The sequence below is a fragment of the Bacillus sp. MZGC1 genome (genome assembly GCF_002998605.1).
In the GTDB taxonomy this organism is placed as follows: domain Bacteria; phylum Bacillota; class Bacilli; order Bacillales; family Bacillaceae; genus Bacillus.
Genome location: NZ_PVRE01000003.1, coordinates 529,954 through 556,518, shown reverse-complemented (window position 1 = coordinate 556,518; position 26,565 = coordinate 529,954). Strand labels below are relative to the sequence as shown.

At 42.7% G+C, this 26,565-nt stretch carries 26 protein-coding genes and 2 other annotated features; of the genes, 22 read left to right on the top strand and 4 right to left on the bottom strand.

The features are described 5' to 3' along the window. The first annotated feature begins 95 nt into the window (after nucleotides 1-95). From dnaB to C6Y06_RS12255, 6 genes are all read left to right on the top strand, one after another. Nucleotides 96-1,517, top strand: a complete 1,422-nt coding sequence (gene dnaB / locus C6Y06_RS12285) for a replicative helicase loading/DNA remodeling protein DnaB (protein WP_106036952.1) — start codon at nucleotides 96-98, stop codon at nucleotides 1,515-1,517. A 17-nt stretch (nucleotides 1,518-1,534) separates the two neighbouring features. Then, complete coding sequence (gene dnaI / locus C6Y06_RS12280) at nucleotides 1,535-2,464, top strand: primosomal protein DnaI (RefSeq protein ID WP_106037010.1); 930 nt, start codon at nucleotides 1,535-1,537, stop codon at nucleotides 2,462-2,464. Between the two features lie 33 nt (nucleotides 2,465-2,497). Further along, the gene (locus tag C6Y06_RS12275) at nucleotides 2,498-3,136 is read left to right on the top strand and encodes a TVP38/TMEM64 family protein (RefSeq protein WP_060596974.1); all 639 of its coding nucleotides are present in this window, start codon (nucleotides 2,498-2,500) and stop codon (nucleotides 3,134-3,136) included. A gap of 60 nt (nucleotides 3,137-3,196) precedes the next feature. Beyond that, a complete protein-coding gene (gene ytxC, locus C6Y06_RS12270; protein ID WP_106036951.1) occupies nucleotides 3,197-4,066 on the top strand; it encodes a putative sporulation protein YtxC in 870 nt (289 codons plus the stop codon). Between the two features lie 43 nt (nucleotides 4,067-4,109). Further along, nucleotides 4,110-4,357: a binding site (T-box leader), on the top strand. Between the two features lie 45 nt (nucleotides 4,358-4,402). Next, nucleotides 4,403-6,343: a threonine--tRNA ligase gene (thrS, locus tag C6Y06_RS12260; RefSeq protein ID WP_034661816.1), complete on the top strand. Its 1,941-nt coding sequence runs from the start codon at nucleotides 4,403-4,405 to the stop codon at nucleotides 6,341-6,343. Between the two features lie 168 nt (nucleotides 6,344-6,511). Continuing rightward, nucleotides 6,512-7,432 carry a methyl-accepting chemotaxis protein gene (locus C6Y06_RS12255; RefSeq protein WP_060596972.1) on the top strand — a complete coding sequence of 307 codons (921 nt, stop codon included), beginning with the start codon at nucleotides 6,512-6,514 and terminating at the stop codon, nucleotides 7,430-7,432. Nucleotides 7,433-7,486: 54 nt separating this feature from the next. Here the strand turns inward: C6Y06_RS12255 and C6Y06_RS12250 are convergent, their stop codons facing one another. Continuing rightward, a complete protein-coding gene (locus tag C6Y06_RS12250; RefSeq protein WP_060596971.1) occupies nucleotides 7,487-8,266 on the bottom strand; it encodes an HAD family hydrolase in 780 nt (259 codons plus the stop codon). Between the two features lie 175 nt (nucleotides 8,267-8,441). On the opposite strand from C6Y06_RS12250, the gene C6Y06_RS12245 reads away from it, so the two are divergent. The 8 genes from C6Y06_RS12245 (at nucleotide 8,442) to C6Y06_RS12210 (ending at nucleotide 14,018) form a co-directional block, all read left to right on the top strand. Next, nucleotides 8,442-10,199 (top strand): sensor histidine kinase, encoded by a 1,758-nt coding sequence (locus tag C6Y06_RS12245; RefSeq protein WP_060596970.1) that lies wholly within the window; start codon nucleotides 8,442-8,444, stop codon nucleotides 10,197-10,199. Beyond that, the gene (locus tag C6Y06_RS12240) at nucleotides 10,196-10,933 is read left to right on the top strand and encodes a LytR/AlgR family response regulator transcription factor (protein ID WP_034661809.1); all 738 of its coding nucleotides are present in this window, start codon (nucleotides 10,196-10,198) and stop codon (nucleotides 10,931-10,933) included. The genes C6Y06_RS12245 and C6Y06_RS12240 overlap by 4 nt, the downstream gene beginning before the upstream one ends. 137 nt (nucleotides 10,934-11,070) lie before the next feature. Continuing rightward, nucleotides 11,071-11,514 carry an antiholin-like murein hydrolase modulator LrgA gene (gene lrgA, locus C6Y06_RS12235; RefSeq protein ID WP_060596969.1) on the top strand — a complete coding sequence of 148 codons (444 nt, stop codon included), beginning with the start codon at nucleotides 11,071-11,073 and terminating at the stop codon, nucleotides 11,512-11,514. A 14-nt stretch (nucleotides 11,515-11,528) separates the two neighbouring features. Continuing rightward, the gene (gene lrgB, locus C6Y06_RS12230; protein WP_189288357.1) at nucleotides 11,529-12,224 is read left to right on the top strand and encodes an antiholin-like protein LrgB; all 696 of its coding nucleotides are present in this window, start codon (nucleotides 11,529-11,531) and stop codon (nucleotides 12,222-12,224) included. A 129-nt stretch (nucleotides 12,225-12,353) separates the two neighbouring features. After that, nucleotides 12,354-12,485: a sequence feature (ribosomal protein L20 leader region), on the top strand. Nucleotides 12,486-12,556: 71 nt separating this feature from the next. After that, entirely contained in the window at nucleotides 12,557-13,072 is a 516-nt protein-coding gene (gene infC, locus C6Y06_RS12225; RefSeq protein ID WP_024718649.1) for a translation initiation factor IF-3, read from the top strand. 24 nt (nucleotides 13,073-13,096) lie between these two features. Continuing rightward, nucleotides 13,097-13,297 carry a 50S ribosomal protein L35 gene (gene rpmI, locus C6Y06_RS12220; protein WP_003216324.1) on the top strand — a complete coding sequence of 67 codons (201 nt, stop codon included), beginning with the start codon at nucleotides 13,097-13,099 and terminating at the stop codon, nucleotides 13,295-13,297. 31 nt (nucleotides 13,298-13,328) lie between these two features. Continuing rightward, entirely contained in the window at nucleotides 13,329-13,688 is a 360-nt protein-coding gene (rplT, locus tag C6Y06_RS12215) for a 50S ribosomal protein L20 (RefSeq protein WP_003216409.1), read from the top strand. Nucleotides 13,689-13,751: 63 nt separating this feature from the next. After that, a complete protein-coding gene (locus C6Y06_RS12210) occupies nucleotides 13,752-14,018 on the top strand; it encodes a DUF1294 domain-containing protein (protein WP_106036950.1) in 267 nt (88 codons plus the stop codon). Between the two features lie 17 nt (nucleotides 14,019-14,035). On the opposite strand, the gene C6Y06_RS12205 is transcribed toward C6Y06_RS12210, so the two are convergent. After that, nucleotides 14,036-14,440 (bottom strand): hypothetical protein, encoded by a 405-nt coding sequence (locus C6Y06_RS12205; RefSeq protein ID WP_003216690.1) that lies wholly within the window; start codon nucleotides 14,438-14,440, stop codon nucleotides 14,036-14,038. A 181-nt stretch (nucleotides 14,441-14,621) separates the two neighbouring features. Here C6Y06_RS12205 and C6Y06_RS12200 point away from each other — a divergent pair, with 181 nt between their 5' ends. Together C6Y06_RS12200 and cstA are read left to right on the top strand one after the other, a co-directional pair. Continuing rightward, the gene (locus C6Y06_RS12200; RefSeq protein WP_106036949.1) at nucleotides 14,622-15,710 is read left to right on the top strand and encodes a M42 family metallopeptidase; all 1,089 of its coding nucleotides are present in this window, start codon (nucleotides 14,622-14,624) and stop codon (nucleotides 15,708-15,710) included. Nucleotides 15,711-16,062: 352 nt separating this feature from the next. Next, nucleotides 16,063-17,859, top strand: a complete 1,797-nt coding sequence (gene cstA / locus C6Y06_RS12195; RefSeq protein ID WP_106036948.1) for a carbon starvation protein CstA — start codon at nucleotides 16,063-16,065, stop codon at nucleotides 17,857-17,859. Nucleotides 17,860-17,900: 41 nt separating this feature from the next. Here cstA and sspI read toward each other — a convergent pair whose 3' ends face one another. Continuing rightward, nucleotides 17,901-18,122, bottom strand: a complete 222-nt coding sequence (gene sspI, locus C6Y06_RS12190; protein WP_003216243.1) for a small acid-soluble spore protein SspI — start codon at nucleotides 18,120-18,122, stop codon at nucleotides 17,901-17,903. Nucleotides 18,123-18,235: 113 nt separating this feature from the next. Here sspI and C6Y06_RS12185 point away from each other — a divergent pair, with 113 nt between their 5' ends. The 3 genes from C6Y06_RS12185 to pheT all read left to right on the top strand — a co-directional run bounded on the left by C6Y06_RS12185 (nucleotide 18,236) and on the right by pheT (nucleotide 22,820). Then, nucleotides 18,236-18,979, top strand: coding sequence for a TrmH family RNA methyltransferase (locus C6Y06_RS12185; RefSeq protein WP_066030572.1), 744 nt, complete (start codon nucleotides 18,236-18,238; stop codon nucleotides 18,977-18,979). Between the two features lie 376 nt (nucleotides 18,980-19,355). Continuing rightward, nucleotides 19,356-20,390, top strand: a complete 1,035-nt coding sequence (gene pheS / locus C6Y06_RS12180) for a phenylalanine--tRNA ligase subunit alpha (RefSeq protein ID WP_034661794.1) — start codon at nucleotides 19,356-19,358, stop codon at nucleotides 20,388-20,390. Between the two features lie 15 nt (nucleotides 20,391-20,405). Continuing rightward, nucleotides 20,406-22,820 carry a phenylalanine--tRNA ligase subunit beta gene (gene pheT, locus C6Y06_RS12175; protein WP_106036947.1) on the top strand — a complete coding sequence of 805 codons (2,415 nt, stop codon included), beginning with the start codon at nucleotides 20,406-20,408 and terminating at the stop codon, nucleotides 22,818-22,820. Nucleotides 22,821-22,860: 40 nt separating this feature from the next. Here pheT and rnhC read toward each other — a convergent pair whose 3' ends face one another. Then, nucleotides 22,861-23,739 carry a ribonuclease HIII gene (rnhC, locus tag C6Y06_RS12170; protein WP_045210067.1) on the bottom strand — a complete coding sequence of 293 codons (879 nt, stop codon included), beginning with the start codon at nucleotides 23,737-23,739 and terminating at the stop codon, nucleotides 22,861-22,863. Between the two features lie 179 nt (nucleotides 23,740-23,918). Here rnhC and zapA point away from each other — a divergent pair, with 179 nt between their 5' ends. From zapA to polX, 3 genes are all read left to right on the top strand, one after another. After that, on the top strand, nucleotides 23,919-24,176 hold the full coding sequence (zapA, locus tag C6Y06_RS12165) for a cell division protein ZapA (RefSeq protein ID WP_012010831.1): 258 nt from the start codon (nucleotides 23,919-23,921) through the stop codon (nucleotides 24,174-24,176). 7 nt (nucleotides 24,177-24,183) lie between these two features. After that, nucleotides 24,184-24,717 (top strand): CvpA family protein, encoded by a 534-nt coding sequence (locus C6Y06_RS12160; RefSeq protein WP_034661786.1) that lies wholly within the window; start codon nucleotides 24,184-24,186, stop codon nucleotides 24,715-24,717. A gap of 114 nt (nucleotides 24,718-24,831) precedes the next feature. Then, entirely contained in the window at nucleotides 24,832-26,544 is a 1,713-nt protein-coding gene (polX, locus tag C6Y06_RS12155) for a DNA polymerase/3'-5' exonuclease PolX (RefSeq protein WP_066030574.1), read from the top strand. The last annotated feature ends 21 nt before the right edge of the window (nucleotides 26,545-26,565 follow it).

Genomic DNA, 26,565 nt, shown 5'->3' with positions numbered 1-26,565 from the left:
CTGAAGATTCTTCACGCTCTTTTTCCTGCGTAAAGCGTAAAACGCAAAAAGGGTGTACAATAGAAACAATTGCAATTCATGGGGAGGATCAGCATATGACAGAGCATTGGAAGGAAGTGCTAGCCGTCGATCCGTATGTCGTCAAAAGCGCTTCATTGCTCGGTGACATCGATAGACAGCTCATCACTCTTTTATATCAGCCGCTTATTGGCATGTCCGCTTTCAGCTTATACATGACGCTGTGGGGAGAGCTGGAACAAAATCGTATGTGGGGGAAACCCGCACCTCATCGGCAGCTCATGGTCATGCTGCAAACGAATTTAAATGATATTTTTGAGGAACGTTTAAAGCTTGAAGCGATCGGTTTACTTCGCACATATGAACAGGAAACGGAAGAAGGCAGACTGTTTACATATGAGCTTGTGCCGCCGCTAAGACCAGATGAGTTTTTCCAGGATGGTATGCTGAATGTCCTGCTGTACCATCGTGTAGAGAAAGCAAAATATATGCAGCTTCGTGATTATTTTTCTTATCCAGGTGTTCCTGCAGAGGCAAAGAACATCTCGCGGTCGTTTGAAGAAGTCTTTCACGTATTGCAGCCAGGTGAACGCAGGATGACAGAAGAAATCAATCGGGCGTCATCACTTGATCAGGGCTATGAATATGTGACCGTTGGATCGAGTCAGCCGGCTCCGCTTTCAGACGAATCCTTTGATTTCGATCTATTGTTAGCGGGCATGTCTGATATGATGATTCCAAGAAAGGCTTTGACAAAGCAGGTGAAAGAAACCATTAAGAAGTTAGCCGTTGTATACGGCATCACTCCGCTTCAAATGCAAAATATTGTAGCAGGCGCCTGCGGTTCGGATCAAATGATCTCAACAGAAGAGCTGAGAAAAGCCGCAAGAGACTGGTACCAAATCGAATACAGAGGCGAGCAGCCAAAACTCATTGATCAAAAACAGCCTAGACACCTGCGTCAAGATGCTTCAAAAGCGCTAGCAGATACGCCAGATGCGAAATTGATTGAAAAGCTCGATCATATTTCGCCTCGGGAACTGCTAAAAGATATGGCAGACGGCATTGAGCCAACGTATGCCGACTTAAGAATTGTCGAAGATATTATGCTCGAGCAGCAGCTAGAGCCAGGTGTCATGAACGTTTTGATCTACTATACATTACTGAAAACAGATATGAAGCTGTCGAAAACATATATGCAAAAAATCGCCGCTCATTGGGTGAGAAAGAAAATTAAAACCGTAGCGGCAGCCATGAAAATTGCCAAAGAAGAGAACAAGCAAATGACAGAGTGGGCGCAGCAGAAAAAGCAGCGCAGCACATATGGATCAGGGAAAGTTGTCCGAGAAGAGAAGCTTCCTGACTGGATGAAAGAAACTGAAACGAAAGAACAGCCGGCAAAAGAACAAACAGACAGTCTGTCGACAGAAGACCTCGAACGAGAAAAAGAAAAACTGTTAAATCAGTTTAAAAATATGAAAAAGTACAATGCACATTAAGGTGAGGTGAGATGGGGATGAAACCGATCGGTCGTTCATTTGAACAGTTAAAAGGACGAGTAGATTTTCGTGTGAGATACAACCAGATTAAAGAGAGTGTGTTATCTGATGAAGATGTAAGGGCCTTTTTACAGGAGCATCAAGAAGACATACACGAAGACATGATCAATCGTAGCTTGAACCGGCTTTTTGAATATGTGCAGCAGTCGAAGGGTTGTTCATATTGCTTAGATGAAGAGAACGTCAATGCGATTTTAGACGGGTATCACCCGAAGCTTGTGATCAAAGGTCAGAGTATTGATATTGAATATTCCCCCTGCCCAGTCAAGCTGCGGCTCGATAGACAGAAAAAACAGCAAGAGCTTATGAAAAGCATGTACATTCCGCAAAATGTTCTTCAAGCGACGTTCACTGATCTGAACGTTGTGGGAAGACAGGAAGTCATTCAAAAAGTAGGTCAATTCCTGCAAAGCTATGATGAGACGGGCAAAGGGAAGGGCTTATATTTACACGGAAAGTTTGGAGTAGGAAAAACGTATATTCTGGCAGCCATTGCGCAGCAGCTAGCGGAGAAGGAATACCCATCTCTCCTAGTGTACGTGCCTGAATTTGTGAGAGAGTTAAAAAATTCGTTAGCCGATCATACACTGGAAGCAAAGCTGAACATGGTCAAATCCACCCCTATTTTAATGCTTGATGATATTGGGGCAGAGTCGATGACAAGCTGGGTTCGAGATGAACTGCTCGGAACGATCTTACAATACCGTATGGCAGAGCAGCTGCCGACTTTCTTCTCTTCTAATTTCTCACCAAGTGAACTGAAACATCACTTTACGTACTCACAGCGCGGGGAAAAAGAAGAGGTCAAAGCCGCTCGTTTAATGGAACGGATTCTTTATTTAGCAGAGGCAGTCTTGCTCGAAGGAGAAAACCGCCGTCATTTATAAAAGCGTCTATCACCTGAAGGAGGAGCAAATGAAATGAACAAAAGAAAATGGCTGCTTTTTCTCGTGATTGCAGGTCTCGCTGCTTTACTTTGGTGGCTGAACAAACAGCACCTTCAGCTGGCGCCGAAAGATGTGAAGAATTGGGTGCTTCAATTTGGGCTGCTGGCTCCCTTTGTTTTTCTGTTCTTATCTCTTTTTCGCCCGTTTGTTCTCGTCCCACTTACGGTCTTTTCGCTGGCAGCAGGTTTAGCATTCGGCAGTGTTCTTGGGACGATTTATGCCCTCGTTGGTGCTACCGCCGGAGCAACAGGCTCCTTCCTGCTTGCCACAACCTTTCGTGCAAAAAAGGAAGGCAGAGAATCAAGCAGCCGGAAGCTGAGAGCGGTGACATCCCGCATTCAGGAGCATGGGTTTCTTTATATTTTGTTATTGCGTATTGCCCCGATCCATTTTGACTTTGTCAGCTATGCGGCAGCAGTTTCACGTGCGAATTATCGTGCATTCACGGCAGCTACTTTTTTAGGCTTAATACCGGGTACAGTTGCATTAAATGTCCTTGGCTCAAGCTTTGTCAGCGGCAATTATGCCGCCTTAGTGATCGTTTGTTTGATTTATCTGATCTTTATCTCCGTTCCGCTCATTTTAAAAAGAAAGATGCCTGATTTATTTTAGGCGTCTATTTTTTATGTTTCCCCCATATATATGTAACAGATGTCGTTAGGGGGGACAAACATGCTTGAAATAATCTTTGAAGATGAATATGATACCGCCGCTTTTTTACATCTTGCTGAACACTTGGACAGTCGGCATCACATGTCAATTCAACAAGGGAAAGACCGGCTTCTCATAGAGGCGAAGGAATCAGAAGAAGGACTTGAGCCCATTGTGCGGCCATTACTGGTTCACTTTTTTTTGGAATGCAAAGAAAATGAGCGCATGCGCAGCATCCTTGAAAACACCTATTTATTTAAAGATCCTGAAGAGCAGCACCAAATTCTTTCAATCGCCCACAGTATTATGAACGGGGATTTAGATGATATTCCCGGCATTCATCAAGAACCGTCAAGAGAAGCCCTGTTAACAAAGGAGCTTGAGACCATTTGTTTACAGCAAGGTATTTTTTCAATTGGTTCATTTATGACATTTAGACTGTCAGAGTATGACAGGAGGCTGAAGAACTATGTTGAAGTCTCCATTGAAGAATACAAAATGGAACAAGAATATCAAAACTTCATTCAATCGCTTCGAGACTATGTGATGACAAGAGAACCTAAGCTCGAAAAAGTACATGTTGTGCATCAGGACCGCCTGATGATTTGGGAATTTCGGTACGCTTCTGAGCGTGATCAAAAACAATACATAGACAGACAGTTTGTAAGAGAGCATCCAATGTATATTGATTCGCAGCTGATTGCACCACTCGTATCCATAGCGCCTCAAAAGATTGACCTATTTACAAATGATACGGGTCACTCGATGGTGCAGACCATTCAAAATATTTTTCAAGAAAGGGTCGAGGTATTCCCGGCTCATTCATTTCAAGAACAGAATGTTCAATTTGTACATGACCATTTGGAACAGAAAAGTGAAAAGCTTTCTTGATTTTCACGAAAAAACGTTTTATAATACGGTGTAACTTCATACAGAGACCGTATTGATAAGGACATGAACAAATGAACACCCGCTTAAAGAGAGGGAAGCCGCGGCTGAAAGCTTCCTAGCAGAGGACCATTTGCTTTACCACCTTTGAACATCAGCTGTGAACTTTTTAGTAATGGCTGACGGGAATTCCCGTTATCGAACCACAAGCCGTGTTTGCTTATGAAAACGTAAGCTGCAAATACGGGAAAAAGGGTGGAACCACGATTCCGTTTATTCAACCTCGTCCCTTTCCAGGGGGCGGGGTTTTTATATTGCCAAAAAAAGGAGTGACCAGAGATGTCAGAACAAATTCAACTTACATTTCCAGATGGAGCAGTCAAGGAGTTTGACAAAACAGCTACAACAGAAGACATCGCGGCATCAATTAGCCCGGGCCTAAAGAAAAAAGCGCTTGCCGGTAAATTGAACGGCAAAGAAATAGATCTGCGTACGCCGCTATTAGAAAGTGGAACAATCGAGATCATCACAGATAAAAGTGAAGAAGCACTCGACATTATGCGCCACAGCACAGCACATTTGCTAGCACAGGCGATCAAACGTCTTTATGGAAAAGAGCATCATGTCCAGTTTGGCGTAGGTCCTGTGATCGAAAATGGTTTCTACTATGATGTCGACATCGATGTTGCCATCACACCTGAAGACTTACCTAAGATTGAAAAAGAAATGAAAAAAATCATTAACAGCAATTTGCCAATTGAGCGAATTGAAGTAACAAGAGAAGAAGCGAAAAAACGCTTTGAAGCGATTGGTGATCAATTGAAGCTTGAGCTGTTAGAGGCGATTCCAGAAGGTGAAGCCGTGACGATTTATGAGCAGGGTGAATTCTTTGACCTCTGCCGCGGCATTCACTTGCCATCAACAGGGAAAATCAAAGAGTTTAAGCTGTTAAGCCTTGCAGGTGCATACTGGAGAGGTGACAGCAACAATCAAATGCTTCAGCGTATTTACGGTACAGCTTTCTTCAGCAAAGAAGATTTAAATGAGCACTTACGCCTGCTTGAAGAAGCGAAAGAACGCGATCACCGTAAACTAGGAAAAGAGCTGAAACTGTTTGCGAACTCTCAAAAGGTAGGTCAAGGTCTACCGCTTTGGCTGCCAAAAGGCGCAACGATCCGCCGTGTTATTGAGCGTTACATTGTCGATAAAGAAGTACGTCTTGGTTATGAGCATGTGTATACACCAGTTCTTGCGAATGTCGAATTGTATAAAACTTCAGGGCACTGGGCGCATTATCAAGAAGACATGTTCCCAGTGATGGAAATGGATAACGAAGATCTTGTTCTTCGTCCTATGAACTGTCCGCACCATATGATGATTTACAAAAACGAGCCGCATAGCTATCGTGAATTGCCAATTCGTATTGCAGAGCTTGGTACAATGCACCGCTATGAAATGTCAGGTGCTTTATCCGGCCTTCAGCGTGTTCGCGGGATGACATTAAACGATGCACATATCTTTGTTCGTCCAGATCAAATCAAAGAAGAGTTCATTCGTACAGTTCGCTTAATTGAAGAAGTGTATCAAGACTTTGGCTTGAATGACTACACATTCCGCTTATCTTACCGTGATCCAGAAGATACTGAGAAGTATTTCGACGATGATGCGATGTGGAATAAAGCGCAATCGATGCTAAAGGATGCAATGGACGAGCTTGGTCATGATTATTATGAAGCAGAAGGAGAAGCGGCATTTTATGGTCCGAAGCTTGATGTACAGGTCAAGACAGCTCTTGGAAAAGAGGAGACATTGTCTACTGTACAGCTTGACTTCTTACTACCAGAGCGTTTCGATCTCACTTATATCGGAGAAGATGGCAAGCATCATCGTCCGGTCGTGATTCATAGAGGTGTTGTCTCTACAATGGAGCGCTTTGTTGCCTTCTTAATTGAAGAATACAAAGGAGCCCTTCCAACATGGCTGGCACCTGTACAATTCCAAGTCATCCCGGTTTCACCGTCTGTCCATTTAGACTATGCGAAAAAAGTACAAGAACGTTTGCAGCTTGAAGGCCTTCGTGTAGAGCTTGACAGCCGTGATGAAAAGATTGGATACAAAATTAGAGAAGCGCAAATGCAAAAGATCCCGTACATGCTAGTCGTCGGAGATCAAGAAGCAGAAAATGGCGCTGTCAATGTAAGAAAATACGGAGAGCAAGATTCAGAAACAATGGATCTTGAAGCCTTTGTGAAACATGCAGTAGCAGAAGCAAAAAAATAATACTTCCAATGAAGCAGTCAGTGATCTTTCTCTTGAGATCACTGGCTTTTTCTATTTGAAAAAAATTCTCCACTGGTGATCCAGTTCCTTGAATGATACGTTTAGATAGTACGAAAGTATGGGTAAATATGTACTGTTGGTTCGAGACAAATTGGAGGAATGAAAGCGATGATGCAAACAACAAACACTTTATCATCACAACTATTGGAGCGGTCAGCAGTTCTTCGTGCGTTGGAACACTCACTGGCGATGATTGAATTTGATGTGACAGGTGAAGTTCTATGGGTCAATGATATTTTTGCAAAAGCCATGGGATATTCGAAGCAAGAGTTGATCGGTTTAAAACATAGACAGTTCTGTCCTCCGCATATTGCAGAACACGCAAGCTATCACATGTTCTGGAAGCGTTTGAAAGAGGGTCAAATCTTTCAGGAAAAGGTGCAGCGGACGACGAAGAATGGTGATAGCTTATGGCTTGAAGCGACATATACACCTGTCCGCAATGAAGAGGGGCACGTAGTGGGTGTTGTGAAAGTCGCAACAGACATAACAGAGAGAGAAAACACGATGAAACAGGTCGTAGACGACTTAAAGGAGATGTCTGCGAAATTAATGGAGCGTGCAGAAGTGGGCATCCAGCATAGTCAAAGAGTCAAAGTCTCCTTTGATCATATAGCAAACGAAACAGATCAAAATATGAGCTTACTAGAAGGATTAACAGAGCAGGTAGAGTCCATCAGCTCCATTGCTGCAACGATTAACAGCATTTCCTCACAAACTCAGCTGCTTGCATTAAATGCGGCGATAGAAGCTGCCCATGCGGGTTCCTATGGAAATGGCTTTAGTGTGGTGGCGGCAGAAATTCGAAAGCTTGCAACTGATTCAAAAGAAGCGATCGTCAAAGTAGATCAATATGTAAAGGCGATTCATGCAGAAGTAGAGAAGGTCAGCAGCGGAACGAGCCGGGCCAAGACAACCGTGTTTACAAACCATGATCTTGTGAAGCAGGCAAGCGAGGAATTTGTGAATGTAGGAGAAGCAGCCCGCGGCTTAGACCGGCAAGCACAAAGTCTAGCGGCAATTGTGTAGTTTGAGAACACAAAAAACACCCAATCTCGTCAGGAGAAGGGTGGTTTTTGTGTTCTATTTTAATATATCAAACAATTCATGTAAGTCTTTGATTTCATAATCTGGCGTTACATCTGTTTCATTTTTCTTGCCATGTCGATTGATCCAAACGGTTTGAATCCCAGCGCGAGATGCCCCAAGAATATCTGTTTTTGGATTGTCTCCAACCATGATCACATCGTCTTTTGTTAGATTTAACAGCTGAAGGCAGTGCTCAAAGATGCCAGGGTCAGGTTTGCCTTTCCCGTAATCTCCTGAAATCACAATTTCATTAAAATAAGGTGCAAGCTCAGGAACACCTGCCAGTTTTTCCTTTTGAAGACTAGGATCTCCGTTTGTTAAAAGGAGCAATTCATAGCTGCCTTTCAGGCGGTCTAAAACAGGATACGTTTCTTCATAGACAAATGGACGTTTTCTCCGCTCTGCTGCAAAGAAATCAGCCAAATATTGTCCAAATGCCTCATCGTCAATTCCTGCTTCTTTTAAGCCATTTGTCCAAGCGTTCTTGCGATACTCTGGTGCAAGGGCATTCAGCTTTTGAAAGCCTTCGCTAATCGGTTCACTAAAATTTGACCACAGTCCTTCGAAAGGATTAATTCCGATCATGACAGTATAATCATATGTTTCATAGGAAGAGTACAGCTTTCTTGCTTCTTCACGTACAATCTGTTCAAATGTTGCTGGATTCAGTCCATATTTCTTTTCCGCTTCGCGGCATGTTTCCTGAAAAGTTGTGTGAATGCTTTTTTCATCCCAAAGCAAAGTATCATCTAAATCGAAAAATACGGCTTTCATGATCTTCTCCCTTGTTATGTATGTGTTACCTTCAATTGCAAGTGACGGCTCATGTTCATTTTACAATAGAAGATGAGGGCAATAAAGAAAAGATTTGAGAGATCTTGGATCATTGACCGCACATGATAGAATAGAAAGACAGTAGATATAACATACATCAATTGAGGTGGCCGGTTTGCTTCATTTAATTATTATGATGATCGAGCGTGTGGGGATCATCGTTATTTTAGGGTTTGTGCTTGCCCATGTGAAGGGCTTTCGCAATCTATTGCTTCATAATGAAGGGTTTCGAAAAAAGGCAGTCCTTGTCTTTATTTTTGCTTCTTTTAGTATTATCAGCAATTACACAGGAATTGAAATCCAGCAGCAGATGGTCATGAATCATGAGTTTTCCTATCATCTTGGCTCATCAAGCTCGATCGCCAATACGAGAATCATGGGGATCGAAATGGGCGGATTGATAGGAGGGCCGTTTGTTGGCATTGGTGCAGGGCTTCTAGCTGGGCTTCATCGCTATTCATTAGGAGGGAGCACGGCACTCAGCTGTGCGATTTCTTCGATTTTAGCCGGTGTGATTGCAGGCTATGTCGGCAGCAGGTTTAAACGGAAGAATCGAATGGTGACACCTCGCCAAGCCGCACTTTTTGGTGTGGCAATGGAATCCTTGCAGATGATCATTATCCTTCTATTTGCAAAGCCATTTGCTGATGCTTGGGGGCTTGTGAGTATTATTGCCCTGCCGATGATTTTTGTGAATGGAATTGGCAGCTTTATCTTTTTATCGATTTTACAGTCAGTCATTCGGCAAGAAGAGCAGGCAAAGGCGATGCAGACACACCGCGTATTTTCGATCGCCGATCAAACGCTGCCTTTTTTCCGCCAAGGGTTAAATGAACAGTCATGTAAAAGTGTGGCGGAGATCATTCATCGATTAACAGAAACAGATGCGGTCTCCTTAACCGATACAGAAAAGATTTTAGCGCATGTCGGTGATGGGACGGATCATCATATTCCATCGAAAAGCCTAATTACAGGGCTGTCGAAACAAGTATTGATGAGCGGCAAAATTATGAAGGCGCATTCGAAAGACGAAATCAATTGTTCAGTCACTCATTGCCCGCTTCAAGCAGCGATTGTGCTGCCCCTCACCTCCAATGGTCAAACGATCGGAACATTAAAAATGTATTTCAATTCTCCGGTCGGATTAAGCAGGGTGGAAGAGGAGCTTGCAGAAGGCTTGGCGATGCTGTTCTCCACACAGCTTGAACTTGGAGAGGCAGAAACCCAAAGCCGCCTGTTGAAAGATGCAGAGATCAAAGCGCTTCAAGCGCAAGTGAATCCGCACTTTTTATTTAACGCCATTAATACCATCTCTGTTTTGTGCAGAACGAATGTAGAGATGGCAAGGAAGCTGCTGCTGCAGCTGAGTATTTATTTCCGGTCTAATTTGCAAGGCGCCCGCCAGCTGCTGATTCCGCTGCATAAAGAAATTCAGCATGTAGAGGCATATTTGTCGCTTGAACAAGCGAGGTTTCCAAATAAATACCATGTGGCCTTTCAAATTGAAAAGGAGCTGGAGCAGGTGATGATTCCTCCATTTGTGCTTCAGGTGCTTGTTGAAAACGCAGTGAGACACGCTTTTCCTAAACATCAAACGAGTTGTGAAGTCGTCGTTTCTGCTTTGATGAAAGATGGGCATGTTTATATGAAAGTGACTGATAATGGACAGGGAATCGAGAATGACAAGATGGCTCAGTTATTAAAAGCGCCTGTTGAATCCAAAGAAGGAACAGGTACGGCTCTTTTTAATTTAGATCAGCGGTTAAGAGGGATTTTTGGCAGACAAGCCGCTTTATCCATTCATAGCGGCCAAGGCACTGACATCTCATTTCGCATTCCAATGGACTATGTAAAAAAGGATGATTTTCGTTGATAAACGTATTAATCGTAGATGATGAAGTGTTAGCAAGAGACGAATTAAAATACTTATTACGCAGAACGAAAGAGGATGTTCAAATAGAGGAAGCAGAAAATATAGAATCAGCTTTTGACCGGATGGTGGATCATAAGCCGGACCTGCTCTTTTTAGACATTGATTTATCTGGTGAGAATGGATTTGATATTGCCAAAAGGCTCAACCGGATGTCTGATCCGCCAGCGATTGTATTTGCGACAGCCTTTGATCAATACGCGCTGAAGGCGTTTGAGGTAAGTGCGCTTGATTACTTAACGAAACCATTTGATGAAGAGCGGCTTTTGCAAACGATCCAAAAGTTTAAAAAGTGGAAATCTGTTGAGACGCAAGAGCACCAGCTGTCAGATGAGAAAATCCCCCATCAGCAAAAATTAGCCATCTCTGTCGATGACTCAATTGTCATCCTGCAAGTTGAAGAGATCATGTATGTAGGGCTCAGTGAGGGGAAAAAGGTCGTGAAAACAAAGGATCACATGTATGAGGTCACAGAACCGCTTGTGGTCATTGAAAAGAAACTGCCTGAGGCTTACTTTATGAGGGTTCATCGAAGCTATATCGTGAACACCTCTCATATGAAAGAAGTACAGCCGTGGTTTAATTCGACGTATAATCTGCATATGACAGACGGGTCGATTATTCCTGTCAGCCGTACTTACGCCAAAGAACTAAAGAAGTCGCTCCTGCTAGAGTAGGACGGCTTTTTTTGTTTGTATTTCAATACTCGTTTTCTGCATTTCATTCATTGAATCCGGCGAGTTTGATTGTAAACGCTTCATTCATTTATTTCATGCCGTATACTGAGGGCAGTCGAAGAAAGAGGTGAAGGGGCATGAGTGCCACTAAAGTATATGGATTTCTATCTCAAGCATTTATCTTTGCAACCGTAATGTTCGTTTCTAATCTCATTTCAATGTATTTACCAATTCCGATGCCTGCATCTGTGATTGGTCTGGTTCTATTATTTGTTTTGCTGACAACGAAAATCGTCAAACTGGAGCAGGTGGAGCAATTAGGTACATCATTGACAGGGCTCATTAGCTTTCTATTTGTTCCCTCTGGTATCTCGGTTATTCAATCACTAGGTGTCATGCAAGAAGTAGGTGTGCAAGTCGTCGGTGTCATTATCATTGCAACGATTATGTTACTAGCAGCGACAGGGCTATTCTCGCAGCTTCTCATGCAATTATCAGAAAAACCACAGAAACATAAAGAGACAAAGGAGAGCAAATCGACTCCTTCTCATTCTAATAAACCAGCTTCAAGTACGCATTAAAGGAGGAAAGCAAGATGGGTACAAGTACGATGAGTCCTTATTTTGGTATAGTCGTCTCATTAGTCGCCTTTGGAATCGGTACATTCTTATTTAAAAAATCAAAAGGCTTCTTCTTATTCACACCACTTTTTGTGGCCATGGTGTTAGGCATTTTATTTTTAAAAATTGGCGGTTTTTCCTATGCAGATTATAATGAGGGCGGCAAGATTATCAAGTTTTTCTTAGAGCCTGCGACCATTGCTTTCGCTATTCCGCTTTATAAACAGCGTGCATTACTTAAAGAATATTGGTGGCAGATTTTATCCGCTATTTTTGTAGGATCACTTTGTTCCATTACAATTGTGTATGTCGTAGCAAAAGGAATTCATCTTGATGCGGCTGTAATGAAAAGTATGCTCCCACAGGCAGCGACGACAGCAATTGCTCTTCCGATTGCAAAGGATATTGGCGGAATTGCAGATATCACAGCCTTTGCGGTCATATTTAATGCAGTCATCGTGTATGCACTAGGTGCTTTCTTCTTAAAATGGTTTCGAATTAAAAATCCAGTGGCAAAAGGGCTTGCACTCGGTACATCAGGACATGCACTTGGCGTCTCTGTTGGGATTGAGATGGGTGAAGTGGAAGCAGCCATGGCAAGTATCGCCGTTGTGGTCGTAGGAGTTGTGACCGTCATTGTCATCCCAATCTTTATGCAATTCATTCTTTGATGGTGTCATTGTTTTGAAAAAGCCTTGCCCAATTCGTTTAATCATGCTAAAATGAAAAAGTTGTTTCAAGAGTTCGGTTACTTGACGGACAAATGAAAATTGTGTAGAATAATTAACGAATTGAATAGATATCACAAGCAGAAGCACCCGCTTCTCACCTGATTGACACGTGTTTGTAGTTGACAGGTTGACCGTACATTTATTTTTTCATGCAAATGTTCGCAGTGTGGGTGTTTTATATGCCCACACTTTTTGTTTGCCTGTAAAACATACAACGAAATGGTCAAAATGAATTGTGAACTCAATTCAAAATCTCATGGAGGTGGCTCACTATTAGCAAAGATCAATTAGTTAATGAAGGTATTCGTGCGCGTGAAGTTCGTTTGATCGGACAAAATGGCGATCAGCTGGGGATTAAAACCCGCCAGGAAGCTCTGGAAATTGCTACGAAAGCCAATCTTGACCTTGTGTTAGTTGCTGCAAATGCAAAACCACCTGTTTGCCGAATCATGGACTACGGTAAGTTCCGATTCGAACAGCAGAAGAAGGAAAAAGAGGCACGTAAGAATCAAAAAATCATTAGCTTAAAAGAAGTTCGGTTGAGCCCGACAATCGATGAACATGATTTTAACACGAAGCTCCGTAATGCAATCAAATTCCTTGAAAAGGGCGATAAAGTAAAAGCTTCTATCCGCTTTAAAGGCCGTGCGATTACGCATAAAGAAATCGGACAGCGCGTGTTAGACCGTTTCTCTGAAGCTTGCGCTGAAGTAGCAACAGTAGAAACAAAACCTAAGATGGACGGACGCAGCATGTTCCTCATGCTTGCACCAAAAGTCGAAAAGTAAAGTAACAGAGGGAGGAAACATCCAATGCCAAAAATGAAAACTCACCGCGGATCTGCTAAACGTTTCAAAAAAACAGGTTCTGGTAAACTTAAACGTTCTCATGCGTACACAAGTCACTTGTTCGCTAACAAATCTACAAAGCAAAAACGTAAATTGCGTAAGAGCGCAATCGTAAGTGCTGGAGATTTCAAACGTATCAAACAACAACTTGCAAACATCAAGTAATTTGGAATAGGAATCATAGGAGGGAATTACAATGCCAAGAGTAAAAGGCGGAACTGTGTCGCGTCAGCGTCGTAAAAAGGTTCTTAAATTAGCAAAAGGTTATTTCGGTTCAAAACATAGATTATACAAAGTAGCAAACCAACAGGTGATGAAATCTGGAAACTACGCTTTCCGTGACCGTCGTCAGAAAAAACGTGACTTCCGTAAACTATGGATCACTCGTATCAATGCTGCAGCTCGTATGAACGGTCTTTCTTACAGCCGTTTAATGCATGGCCTAAAGCTTTCTGGTATCGAAGTAAACCGCAAAATGCTTGCTGACCTTGCTGTGAATGACCTAAGTGCATTCAATCAGCTTGCTGATGCTGCAAAAGCACAACTAGACAAGTAAGTCATATAAAAGATCATTCCGTCGAGGGGTGATCTTTTTTGCTCATCATGTGAGGTGAAATGAATGAATATCGCGATGATTCTACTGCTGATCTTGGTAAATGGCTATGGTTTTTTTCTCATGGGAGAGGACAAGCGCCGGGCAAAAGCGCATAAATGGAGAATTTCAGAGGCGCACTTATGGAGTGCTGCCGTGCTTTTTGGGGCTGCTGGATCGTATCTAGGGATGCAGTATTTCCGTCATAAAACAAAGCATCCTGCCTTTCAAATGGGCATGCCTGTGTTAATCATGGTGCAGTTGATCATATTAGGATATATCCAGTTCATCTGAAAAAGGAGCAGACGCCATCAAGACGGCGTGTCTGCTCCTTTTTTTTGTTTGATTTTTTTAATGGGCTGATCCCAATCAATTTTTGTTTGAGGATAACGTTCGATAATGTTTTCCTCCAATTTTTCAAAGTCTTCTAATGTAAATTCACTTAGCTTCTCGGGTGACTCCGTCCAAACGTAAATGGAGTGGACAAACAGAGGATGATCCTTAGAAGGAACATGCTTCTCCCCTTCAAACAAGACTCCTTTATAGACGAAATTAAAATTTTTGCGCGCATTTTGCTGTTCGTCCATAAAATAAAAGCCTTCTTTTAATTGTGCTTGTTTCAGCTTTCTTCTCGGATTTGAGAAGAATTTTACCGCCATGTAGAAGATGTAGACAAGCAGTGCAACAAGAGCAAGTCTAATGAGGATTACAAACATGACAGGATGCACCTCCAATATACCGTTATCTGATGTACTACGAATGAAAAGCCCAAAAGGTTTCAACTTTTTTTAAAAAAATATTTCGTTAAACGAAAAAATATTCATAAAAAGATCGTATTGAACGAAAGAGGTTTTGTATAATAAGAATGCACCATGAAGATAAAGGAGGATAAATGGAATGACAAAGCTAGATCAAACATTAACTATGCTGAAAGACCTAACGGATGCAAAAGGGATTCCAGGAAATGAACGTGATGTCAAAAAAGTCATGCAGACATACATAGAATCATATGCAGATGAAGTCTCTAGTGACCGCCTTGGCAGCTTAATCGCTAAGAAGGAAGGAAACGCAAACGGACCTAAAATTATGCTCGCTGGTCACTTAGATGAAGTAGGATTCATGGTGACAAAAATTGATGACAAAGGCTACATTCGCTTCCAAACAGTCGGCGGCTGGTGGTCACAGGTCATGCTCGCGCAGCGTGTCACCATTGTGACGAAAAAGGGAGACATTACAGGTGTGATTGGCTCAAAGCCGCCGCACGTCTTGTCACCTGAAGCTCGAAAAAAATCGATTGAGATTACAGATATGTTTATTGATATTGGTGCATCAAGCAAAGAACAGGTAATGGAGTGGGGCGTTCTGCCTGGAGATCAAATCGTTCCTTATTTTGAATTTACAGTGATGAATGATGAAAAAATGCTCCTTGCAAAGGCATGGGACAACCGTATCGGCTGTGCAGTAGCGATTGATGTCATGAAGAACTTAGACAATGCTCAGCATGAGAATATTGCTTACAGTGTTGCAACTGTACAAGAGGAGGTTGGCCTGCGTGGTGCCAAAACAGCAGCGGCTACGATCCAGCCTGATATTGGATTTGCCATTGATGTTGGTGTAGCAGGAGACACGCCAGGCATCACTGAAAAAGAAGCAACAAGCAAACTTGGCAAAGGACCAACGATTGTTGTATTTGATGCTTCGATGGTATCCCATAAAGGGCTTCGGGATTTTGTTGTCCAAACAGCGGATGAGTTGAACATTCCTTACCAATATGACTCCATGCCTGGCGGCGGGACAGATGCTGGCGGTATCCATTTAACAGGTCATGGTGTGCCATCACTATCGATCGGGATACCAAGCAGATATATCCATACCCATGCAGCGATGATTCACCGAGATGATTATGAAAATGCAGTGAAGCTTTTAACAGAAGTGATCAAAAGACTTGATCAAAAAACGGTTGAACAGATCACGTACGGTTCTTAAGTAAGAATGCCTTTCCTCAGTATAGGGGAAGGGCTTTTTTTATTTCATTGAATTTCCCAGGAAATGAACTGTCGTTTTAAGTTACGCCAAAAGAACTGTTTTTGGCAGAAGAAGAAAAAATATTCTAGTGAATAAGGCACATGTGATCTGGCTTTTATTTTTGTAAGATGAAAGCAATAAAAAGGACAGAGCCTAAAGAACGCCCTGTCAAAAGAGAGTTTATGGAAGTAGGTGAAGCTACCTTAAGAATAAACACATTATTCTTATTTGTCAACTTGGTTTTAAAAGAAAGAAAAATCAATCAATTTATGTTATATTTGTAACAAATTGTTTGTGCAAAGGGGATGGTTAAATGAATGCGGTTACAATTGTCATAGCATCTATGTGTATTTTAGCGATTGCCTATCGTCTTTATGGCACATTTATGATGGTCAAGGTATTAAAGGTGACAGACGATCATCCTACACCGGCTCACACATTAGAGGACGGGAAAGATTATGTGCCAACCAATAAATGGGTCACATTTGGGCATCACTTTGCTGCGATTGCAGCTGCCGGTCCGTTAGTGGGCCCGATTTTAGCCGCACAATTTGGGTATTTACCGGGTCTCCTTTGGCTGTTAATTGGCGCAGTGATTGGCGGAGCTGTACATGATCTTGTCGTCTTATTTGCGTCGATGCGAAAAAAGGGGAAATCATTATCAGAGGTAGCAAAGGAAGAGCTAGGACCTGTAGCAGGATTTTGTACAGGGCTTGCGATGCTGTTTATCATTACGATCACAATGGCAGGACTGTCTATGGTTGTGCTTCATGCATTAGAACGTAACCCTTGGGGGACATTTGCAGTCGGAATCACGATTCCAATTGCGATGGGGGTTGGTCTTTATTATAAAAAGACAGGCAATTTAAAACTGGCCACAACTGCGGGATTTATTTTGCTGATGGTTGGTGTATTCCTTGGGCCGAATATTCAAGGAACGGCACTTGGTGATCTTTTAACACTTGATACAAAAACGCTTGCTCTTGCCCTGCCGATCTATGCTTTTTTTGCTGCGGCATTGCCGGTTTGGCTGCTGCTCGCACCGAGGGACTATTTAAGCAGCTTTATGAAAATAGGTGTTTTTATCGCACTGATTGCCGGAATCTTTGTCGTCAATCCAACGATTCAATTCCCAGCCTTTACGGAGTTTGTGAATGGAGGAGGCCCGGTTTTAGCTGGTCCTGTCTGGCCTTTTATTTCTATTACCATTGCTTGCGGGGCCATTTCTGGTTTCCACGCATTTGTTGGGTCAGGGACAACGCCTAAGATGCTTGACCGCTGGAGCGATATGAAGCCTGTCGCGTTTGGCGCAATGCTAGTAGAATGCCTAGTTGGCATTATGGCGTTAATTGCCGCTACGGCTCTTCATCCAGGAGATTATTTTGCGATTAACAGTACGCCAGAAGTGTTCCGAACGCTCGGGATGAGTGTTGAGAATCTTCCGCAGCTGAGTAAGGAAATTGGCCTTGATTTAGAAGGAAGAACGGGTGGAGCTGTGACATTAGCTGTAGGGATGGCGTATATCTTTACGGGAATTCCATTCTTTAGTCATTTGGCGTCTTATTTTTTCCAATTCGTCATTATGTTTGAAGCTGTCTTTATTTTAACCGCTATTGATGCTGGAACGCGTGTGGCGCGTTATTTGATTCAAGATTTCTTTGGCGAAGCATATAAACCGCTTAAACGAAATGACTGGGTACCTGGGTCGGTATTTGCAAGTGCGCTTGCGTGTTTTATGTGGGGATACTTGCTTTACTCTGGAGACATCGGGTCCATTTGGGCGCTGTTTGGGGTTTCGAATCAGTTAATGGCATCAGTCGGATTAATCATCGGGGCAACCGTTGTATTAAAAATTGCAGATAAAAGGCGATATATGCTGACTTGTTTAATTCCACTTGCCTACTTATATGTGACAGTGAATTATGCGGGCTATTGGATGGTAGCAAATGTATACCTTAATCCTGAGGCATCAGGTTACAGCGTGCTGAATGCGGTGCTGTCAATTATCATGCTGATCTTAGGATTTGTGATCATTGTGTTTGCAATTAAAAAATGGGTCGAAATTTGGCGTGATCCAGCACTTCGGATGGAAACACCGATCACTGGCTAAATGAAAAAGCCGGTTTGCTGTGATAAGCAAACCGGCTTCTTTTATTGCTGCTGATGAGGCTTTAAGCCTTGCTCTAGTGTCTCGAGGATCTCGTTCTTCTCGTTTTCTGATGCTTCTTGCCATAGCACTTCGAACAACACGCCAAGGCCTGGCAGCATTTTTTCCTCGCCGCTTTGAATGGCATCTAAAATCGTATGTTCAAGCTGCTCTTGATTATGGCCAGTGATATTTTGAATGACTGCGCCTCTTAAATTAAAATCCATTGCCCACACTCCTTTTTTGATGGTAATAGCCCTATTCTGTCTCAAAGACAGGTTTATTATGTAGTGTGCATGAGATATAATAAATTCATGATATTTAAAGGAGTTAAAATCGCTTGAAATATATAGAATCAGCTAAAAACACAAACATCAAACAGTGGAAAAAGCTCCATACGAAAAAAGAACGTACGAAAACGGGGCTGTTTCTCGTTGAGGGAATACACTTAGTTGAAGAAGCATTGAAGAGCGGAGTTGTGAAAGAATTAATGGTCACATCGCCTGATAAGCTTCCTTCTCATATCGATCCTGACATTGAACTTTATGAACTGAGCGAAGAAGCCTTTTCTGCCATGACCGAAACGGAAACGCCTCAGCACATCGCGGCGGTTTGTACAGTTCCTGTATTTGAAGAAAAGAAGTATGAACGACTTCTTCTGTTAGATGCAGTGCAGGACCCAGGAAATCTAGGCACACTCATTCGGACAGCAGATGCCGCTGGTCTTGATGCTGTAATCTTAGGTGATGGAACAGTCGATGCGTTTAACGGAAAAACGCTCCGTTCAGCACAAGGATCGCATTTCCACCTGCCAATTTTAAAGCAAACCCTTCAGCAGGCAATACAAGCATGTAAGGAGCAAGGCATACCTGTATACGGAAGCGCCTTGAAAAATGCGAAAGCGTATAGAAGCGTAACGGCAGAAGGTCCTTTTGCATTAATTGTTGGCAATGAAGGAGCAGGGATTGACCAAGAGATTCTGCAAATGACAGACCAGAATTTATATGTGCCGATGTATGGTCAGGCAGAATCATTAAATGTGGCTGTTGCAGCAGCTGTTCTCGTCTATCATTTGCGTGGATAGTGTTGCAACATGCGCTTATTTTCACTATAATGAAACTAATATTTTAAAAACCATGATAGAGGAAGATTGTTTCAAGGAGCGTCCTTATAGGGAGAATGCATCGTAGACTGAAAGTGCATTTAAGGAATGCTGAAACAGGAATTCACCTCTGGAGTTGTCACCGGGACCGCAAGCTTTGCGTAAAGGTGAACCGGATTCGTTTGATTCCGTTATGTCAATGAAGCTTATTCGCACATGCATTTGTGCTCAACAAGGGTGGTACCGCGACCACAACTCGTCCCTTCTTTTTTAGAGGGACGGGTTTTTTTATTGTCTTCAAACGATCAAACAGCCGTTTATCCAGGCGGTTTTGTATATCAAAAGGAGGATTACACTCATGCAAGAAACGTTAAAACAGCTTGAAACAGAGGCGATAGCGAAGGTTGAAGCAGCTAGCTCGCTCAAAGAAGTTAATGACATTCGTGTTCAATATTTAGGGAAAAAAGGCCCGATCACAGAGGTGCTTCGTGGAATGGGCAAGCTCTCCGCAGAAGAAAGACCGAAAATGGGCGCACTCGCAAACGAAGTAAGAGAGCAGATTGCAAATGCCATTGCTGAAAAAAATGAGCAGCTGGAAAAAGAAGAAGTGAAGAAAAAACTTGCATCTCAAACGATCGATGTCACATTGCCAGCAAGTCCAATCAAAATGGGGGCAAGACATCCATTAACGATTGTTGTCGAAGATATTGAAGATTTATTTATTGGTATGGGCTATACCGTTGAGGAAGGTCCTGAGGTAGAAACGGATTATTATAACTTTGAAGCGCTGAATCTTCCAAAGGAGCATCCAGCACGTGATATGCAGGACAGCTTCTATATTACCGAGGATACACTGATGAGAACACAAACGTCACCAGTTCAAGCACGTACACTCGAAAAATATAAAGGACAAGGTCCTGTGAAGATCATCTGCCCTGGGAAAGTATATAGACGAGACAGTGATGACGCGACTCATTCACATCAATTCATGCAGATTGAAGGCCTTGTTGTCGATCACAATATTAGCATGAGTGATCTAAAAGGAACGCTTGAGACAGTCGCAAGAAAAATGTTTGGTGAAGATCGTGAAATTAGACTCCGTCCAAGCTTTTTCCCATTCACAGAACCATCTGTCGAAGTGGATGTGTCTTGCTTTAAATGCGGCGGAAAGGGCTGTTCTGTATGTAAAGGAACAGGATGGATTGAGATTTTAGGAGCAGGGATGGTTCATCCAAATGTCCTGAAAATGAGCGGATTTGATCCAGAAACTTACCAAGGCTTTGCTTTTGGAATGGGTGTTGAACGTATTGCGATGCTAAAATACGGCATTGATGATATTCGCCATTTCTACACAAATGATATTAGATTCACAAAGCAATTCAAGCAGGACTAAGAGGAGGAAATCAACATGTTTGTTTCATATAAATGGTTAGAAGACTATGTCGATTTAGAAGGCATTCAGCCGGATGAATTAGCAGAAAAGATCACAAGAAGCGGAATTGAAGTGGAAGCCGTTGAATATAAAGGAGAAGGCATTAAAGGGGTTGTCGTTGGACATGTCATTGAGCGTGAACAGCACCCAAATGCGGATAAATTAAACAAATGTCTTGTTGATATCGGCGAAGACGCTCCAGTGCAAATTATTTGCGGGGCTCCGAATGTGGATAAAGGACAATATGTGGCCGTCGCAACGGTTGACGCAGTCCTTCCAGGGAACTTTAAAATTAAAAAAGCAAAGCTGCGTGGCGAAGAGTCTCATGGCATGATTTGTTCTCTGCAAGAATTAGGCGTAGAAAGCAAACTCGTACCAAAGGAATATGCAGAAGGCATTTTTGTTTTCCCAAATGACGTCAAACCCGGAGATGATGCCCTTCAGGCACTTCAATTAGACGATGCAGTACTTGAGCTTGGTTTAACACCAAACCGTGCGGATGCCCTGAATATGCTAGGTGTTGCCTATGAGGTTGCAGCCATTTTAGGGAAAGACATCAAACTTCCTGATACAGCACATGACACCTCTTCAGAAAAAGCAGCAGACTATATCTCTGTGAAAATTGAGGATCAAGAAGCAAATCCACTTTATGCAGCGAAGATCATTAAAAATGTAAAGGTTGGACCAGCACCGCTTTGGATTCAAACAAGATTGATGAATGCAGGCATTCGACCAATTAACAACGTCGTCGATATTACAAACTTTGTACTGCTTGAATACGGTCAGCCGCTTCATGCATTTGATTATGACTGCTTTGGTTCAAAGCAGGTGGTCGTACGTAAAGCGTCTGATAGCGAAATCATTCAAACACTGGATGAACAAGAACGTACATTGTCATCAAAGCATCTAGTGATCACTAATGGGACGAAAGCGCACGCTGTAGCAGGCGTCATGGGCGGTCTTGAATCTGAGGTGCGTGATAAGACGACAACGATTCTTTTAGAAGCGGCATATTTCAACGGTCAAACGGTCCGTCAAGCATCTAGAGACTTAGGGCTTCGCAGTGAATCAAGCACACGATTTGAAAAAGGACTTGACCCGCAGCGTACAAAACCTGCAGCCGAAAGAGCAGCGCAATTGATCAGTCTCTATGCAGGTGGTGAAGTGCTAAGCGGGACTGTGGAGGAAAACCACCTTGAAGCAAGTATGAATGTCATCCACGTATCAACTGAGCGTGTGAATAAGGTGCTTGGCATGAGCATTTCAAAAAAAGATATGATGCAAATTTTCAACAAACTTGGTTTTACAGTGGGCGAATCAAATGACGTTCTTGTCGTAACGGTTCCTTCTCGTAGAATGGATATCACGATTGAAGAAGACCTCATTGAAGAAGTTGCCAGATTATACGGCTATGATAATATTCCGTCTACACTGCCTGCGACAGCTGGTACAGTTGGCGGTCTCACGCCGTACCAAGTGAAGCGCAGGAAGGTCAGACGTTTCTTAGAAGGCGCAGGTCTTTCTCAAGCGATCACGTATTCATTGACAAATCAGCATAAGTCTACAGCTTTTGCACTGAATCCAGCTTATAAAACGAGACTTTCCCTGCCAATGAGTGAAGAACGAAGTGTGCTCAGACAAAGTCTTCTGCCAAACTTACTGGATTCTGTTGCATATAACTTGGCAAGACAAGCTGATTCATTTGGCTTTTATGAAACGGGTTCTGTGTTCTTAGCAGAAGCTGAAGGAGAAAAACCAGTGGAAAAAGAGCATGTCGCTGGTGCGCTGACAGGCTTATGGCACAAAAATCTTTGGCAGGGCGAGAAAAAAGCCGTCGATTTTTATGTAGCGAAAGGAATTGCAGAAGGTCTGTTCGAAAAGCTTGGTGTATCAGACCAAATCACATATGTTCAAGCAGAGCGTGAGGGTCTTCATCCAGGTCGTACAGCAGATGTTCATTTAAATGGAAAAGTCATTGGGTTTGTTGCTGCACTGCATCCAGTCATTGAAAAAGAATTAGATTTAAAAGAAACATATGTCTTCGAGTTTGATTTAACAGATGTGATGACGTCTGAATCGAAGGATATGAAATATACAGCGATTCCGAGATTCCCTGCTGTGACAAGAGATATTGCACTTGTTGTAGATCAGCATATCTCAAGCGGACAGCTGGAGCGGGTCATCTATGAGGCAGGCGGGGATTTATTGACAGACCTATCCGTCTTTGATGTGTATGAGGGTGAACATATGGAAGAAGGCAAAAAATCCGTTGCATTCTCTCTCCAATATTTAAATCCGGAGCAAACATTGACAGAGGAAGAAGTGACGGCTGTTCATACAAAAGTATTGAAAGCATTAGAAGATACGTATCAAGCCGTCTTGCGCGGTTAAAGAAAAAAAGAGCTATGGCCTTATGGGCCTTAGCTCTTTTTTATAACCATTTTTTCGCTTTTTGTGTGTTGGCAAAATGCAGCTTTGTAAATTGACGTAAAGCATCTTCGCCGTGCAGCTTGATGAGCTTCGCTGCCGCCTTGTCCACATGAGGACCGGCTCCTTTTGGAATGTCAAAGCCTGCTGCTTTTGACAACTTATCCATTTCAATTAAAAAGGCGTACCTTGCAATAATGGAAGCCGCAGCAACTGACAAATGAATGCCTTCTGCTTTTGTGCTAAAGTACGTCCGCTCCCGAATGATTTTTTTCCCTGCAAGATGCTTGAAATAAATGCCCGGTTCTGCAAATTGGTCAATCAAAATAGCTTCGGGCTGCTTCCCGTCTAGTTTTTCTAGCACAGAGGTAATGACTTGGTTATGAAGCAGCGCCTTCATTTTTCCTTGACTCATGCCCTTTTCCTGCATCGCATTGTACTTTTCATTTCGGAGCACGAGAAGGCTGAACGGAATGGTTTTGATGAGATCTTTGGCAATATTGATAATCTGCGGGTCCTTTAGACCTTTTGAGTCTTTTACGCCAAGCTCTTTCATGAGAGCAAGCTGGCTTGCATCAACATAGGCGGCACAGACCGTCATTGGTCCAAAATAATCACCTGTTCCTACTTCATCTGAACCGATGACGGACATAGAAGCAATTCCTGACGGCGGACTGTATTTTGTGACAGCAGGTGCTTTTTGACTTTTCGTATCAGCTGCTTTTAAATGGCTGAATTGACTGGCTTCAGCTTCTGCCTTTTGTCCTTGAAACAGCACTTTTCCAGATCGATAGGCTGTAATCGTACAGCCAGGAACCTTTGCTTGAAAAAGGGCGCCTGGTGGTAAAGTATCAGTTAAGTGGTGCGCATACGCGCTCTTCATCTTTTTAAGGTCTTCTGATGTTGCTTTTAAGACGGATTGGGGCACAGTGGATAACTCCTTTTTACCTTGATATCATTGATTTCTAAAGTGTACCATAACAGGGAAGGGCTCGTCTTTCCATTCAATGTCTAAACATGTTATGATAGAGACTAGGATTCTCGTGGAATGGAGGAGAAACGTTGTCTGACGGCGGTAAAACGAAAACAACAGTTGAGATTTACGGACAGTCCTATACGATCATCGGTCAAGAAACGAAGATGCATATGCGACACGTTGCTTCAATTGTTGATGATAAAATGAGAGAAATAAATGAAAAAAATCCATACCTTGATATAAACAAATTAGCTGTACTGACAGCAGTCAATGTCGTCCACGACTACTTGAAATTAAAAGAGCAATACGAAAAACTAGAGATTCAGCTTAAAGAAAAGGAATGAAATTACCGTGATCGATATCATCATTTTGTTTTTGCTTCTTATGGGAACGCTTGTCGGTCTAAAACGTGGGTTTATTCTTCAATTGATTAAATTGATCAGCTTTGTTGTTTCTATCTTAGTGGCTTCCATGTTTTATCAGTCACTTGCACCACAGCTTACGTGGATTCCAGCGCCTAATTTTAGCGGCGGTCAAGCGCAGCTCGCTTTCTTTAGTGGGAATCTAGAAACAGCTTATTATAATACCATTGCGTTTATCATTCTGTTTATCTTGACCAAAATCCTGCTCGCCATCATTGGCGGATTGCTCACAACCATTGCAAGTATACCTGTGATTAAGCAGGTCAACAAACTGCTTGGCGGTGTTTTAGGATTTCTTGAAACCTATCTATTTGTGTTTATTCTCTTGTTTGTCGCTGCATTACTTCCAGTCGATGCACTGCAAACAATGATGAGCAAATCCATATTAGCAGATGTGATCGTAGGCAACACCCCTTATCTGTCCAGTCTTGTCAAAGACTTATGGACGACGTATGGAGTTTAAAAACTTCTCCTTTCTTGGAGAAGTTTTTTCTCATTCCATGACAGAAAGTTGTAGGATGAAGGAAAAGTTTGTATATTTATAAAGGAAGATGCCAAAGCGGCTGGAGGATGAGAGATGAATAAAAAAGATATTATCAAACTTCTTGAAACAATTGCAGTATATATGGAGCTGAAAGGAGATAATCCTTTTAAGATTTCTGCCTTTCGTAAAGCAGCAGCGGCACTGGAACAAGATGACCGCAGCCTTTCTCAAATAGATGATCTATTAGCATTACCCGGCATTGGAAAAGGAACCTTCGCTGTGATCACTGAGTATATTGAAAAAGGACAATCAGAAACACTCGAACAATTAAAAAAGGAAGTGCCTGAAGGACTTGTCCCGCTCTTAAAATTACCAGGACTTGGCGGGAAGAAGATCGCTAAGCTTTACCAAGAGCTTGGCGTCCACGATGCACAGTCGCTAAGAGAAGCATGCGAAGCGGAAAAGGTACAAGCACTTGCTGGCTTTGGCAAAAAAACAGAAGAAAAGATTCTCGCGGCTCTTGAGGAAGCGGGAAAGCAGCCGGAACGACTGCCAATTGGCTTTGCATTAGATGTGGCAGAGCGGATTGATCATGCGCTTGAAGAGACGAAAGGTATCATCCGTTTTTCAAGAGCTGGCAGTTTAAGACGTGCACGTGAAACCGTGAAAGATTTAGATTATATCATTGCGACAGATGATCCTGAGCAAGTCAGAGAGCAGCTCGTTGCACTTGATGATGTGAAAGATGTCATCGCAAGCGGTGATACGAAGGTATCTGTCATTCTTGCCCTTGATTTTGAGATCAGTGTGGACTTCCGGCTTGTGACATCAGACCAATTCGCGACTACGCTGCACCATTTCACTGGATCAAAAGATCACAATATTCGAATGCGTCAGCTTGCGAAGGAACGCGGAGAGCGCATTAGCGAATATGGTGTGGAAACGATTGAAACTGGAGAAGTGAAAACGTTTGAAGACGAGAGCGCTTTTTATGCGCATTTTCAACTTCCGCTCATTCCGCCAGAAATTCGTGAAACCGGAGCGGAGATTGATACGTATAAAGAAAGTATGCAGTTTGTAGAACTGAAAGATATCAAAGGCGACCTTCATATGCACTCGACATGGAGTGACGGAGCATTCTCTATTCGTGAAATGGCGGAAGCATGTATCGCAAAAGGCTATGAATACATGGCCATTACAGACCACTCGCAATATTTAAAAGTAGCCAACGGTTTAACAAAAGAACGTTTGCGTCTGCAAGCTAAAGAAATTGACAAGCTTAATCAGGAATTCGAGCATTTTCACATTTTCAAAGGGGTCGAAATGGATATCCTGCCGGATGGATCGTTAGATTATGATGATGACTTTTTAAAAGACATGGATTTTGTCATTGCGTCTATTCATTCTAGCTTCTCTCAGCCGGAGGAAGTCATTATGGAACGCCTTGAAAATGCCTTGCGAAATCAGCATGTCGATTTAATTGCACATCCAACAGGCCGTTTGATCGGCAGACGGGATGGCTATGCCCTAAATATAGATCAGCTCATAGAGCTTGCAAAGAAAACGGGCACTGCACTTGAGCTCAACAGTAATCCGTCAAGACTTGATTTGAAAACAGAGCATTTAATGAAAGCAAATGAAGCGGGTGTGAACATCATGATCAATACAGATGCGCACAACATCGCCATGCTGGAACATATGGAAGTCGGTGTAACAGCTGCAAGAAAAGGCTGGACACCAAAAGCAAATGTCGTGAATACTTTTACTCTAAACGAGATCAAAAAGTTTTTAACGCGTGACAGGTAGTCGTTAGGAGGCTGGACCATG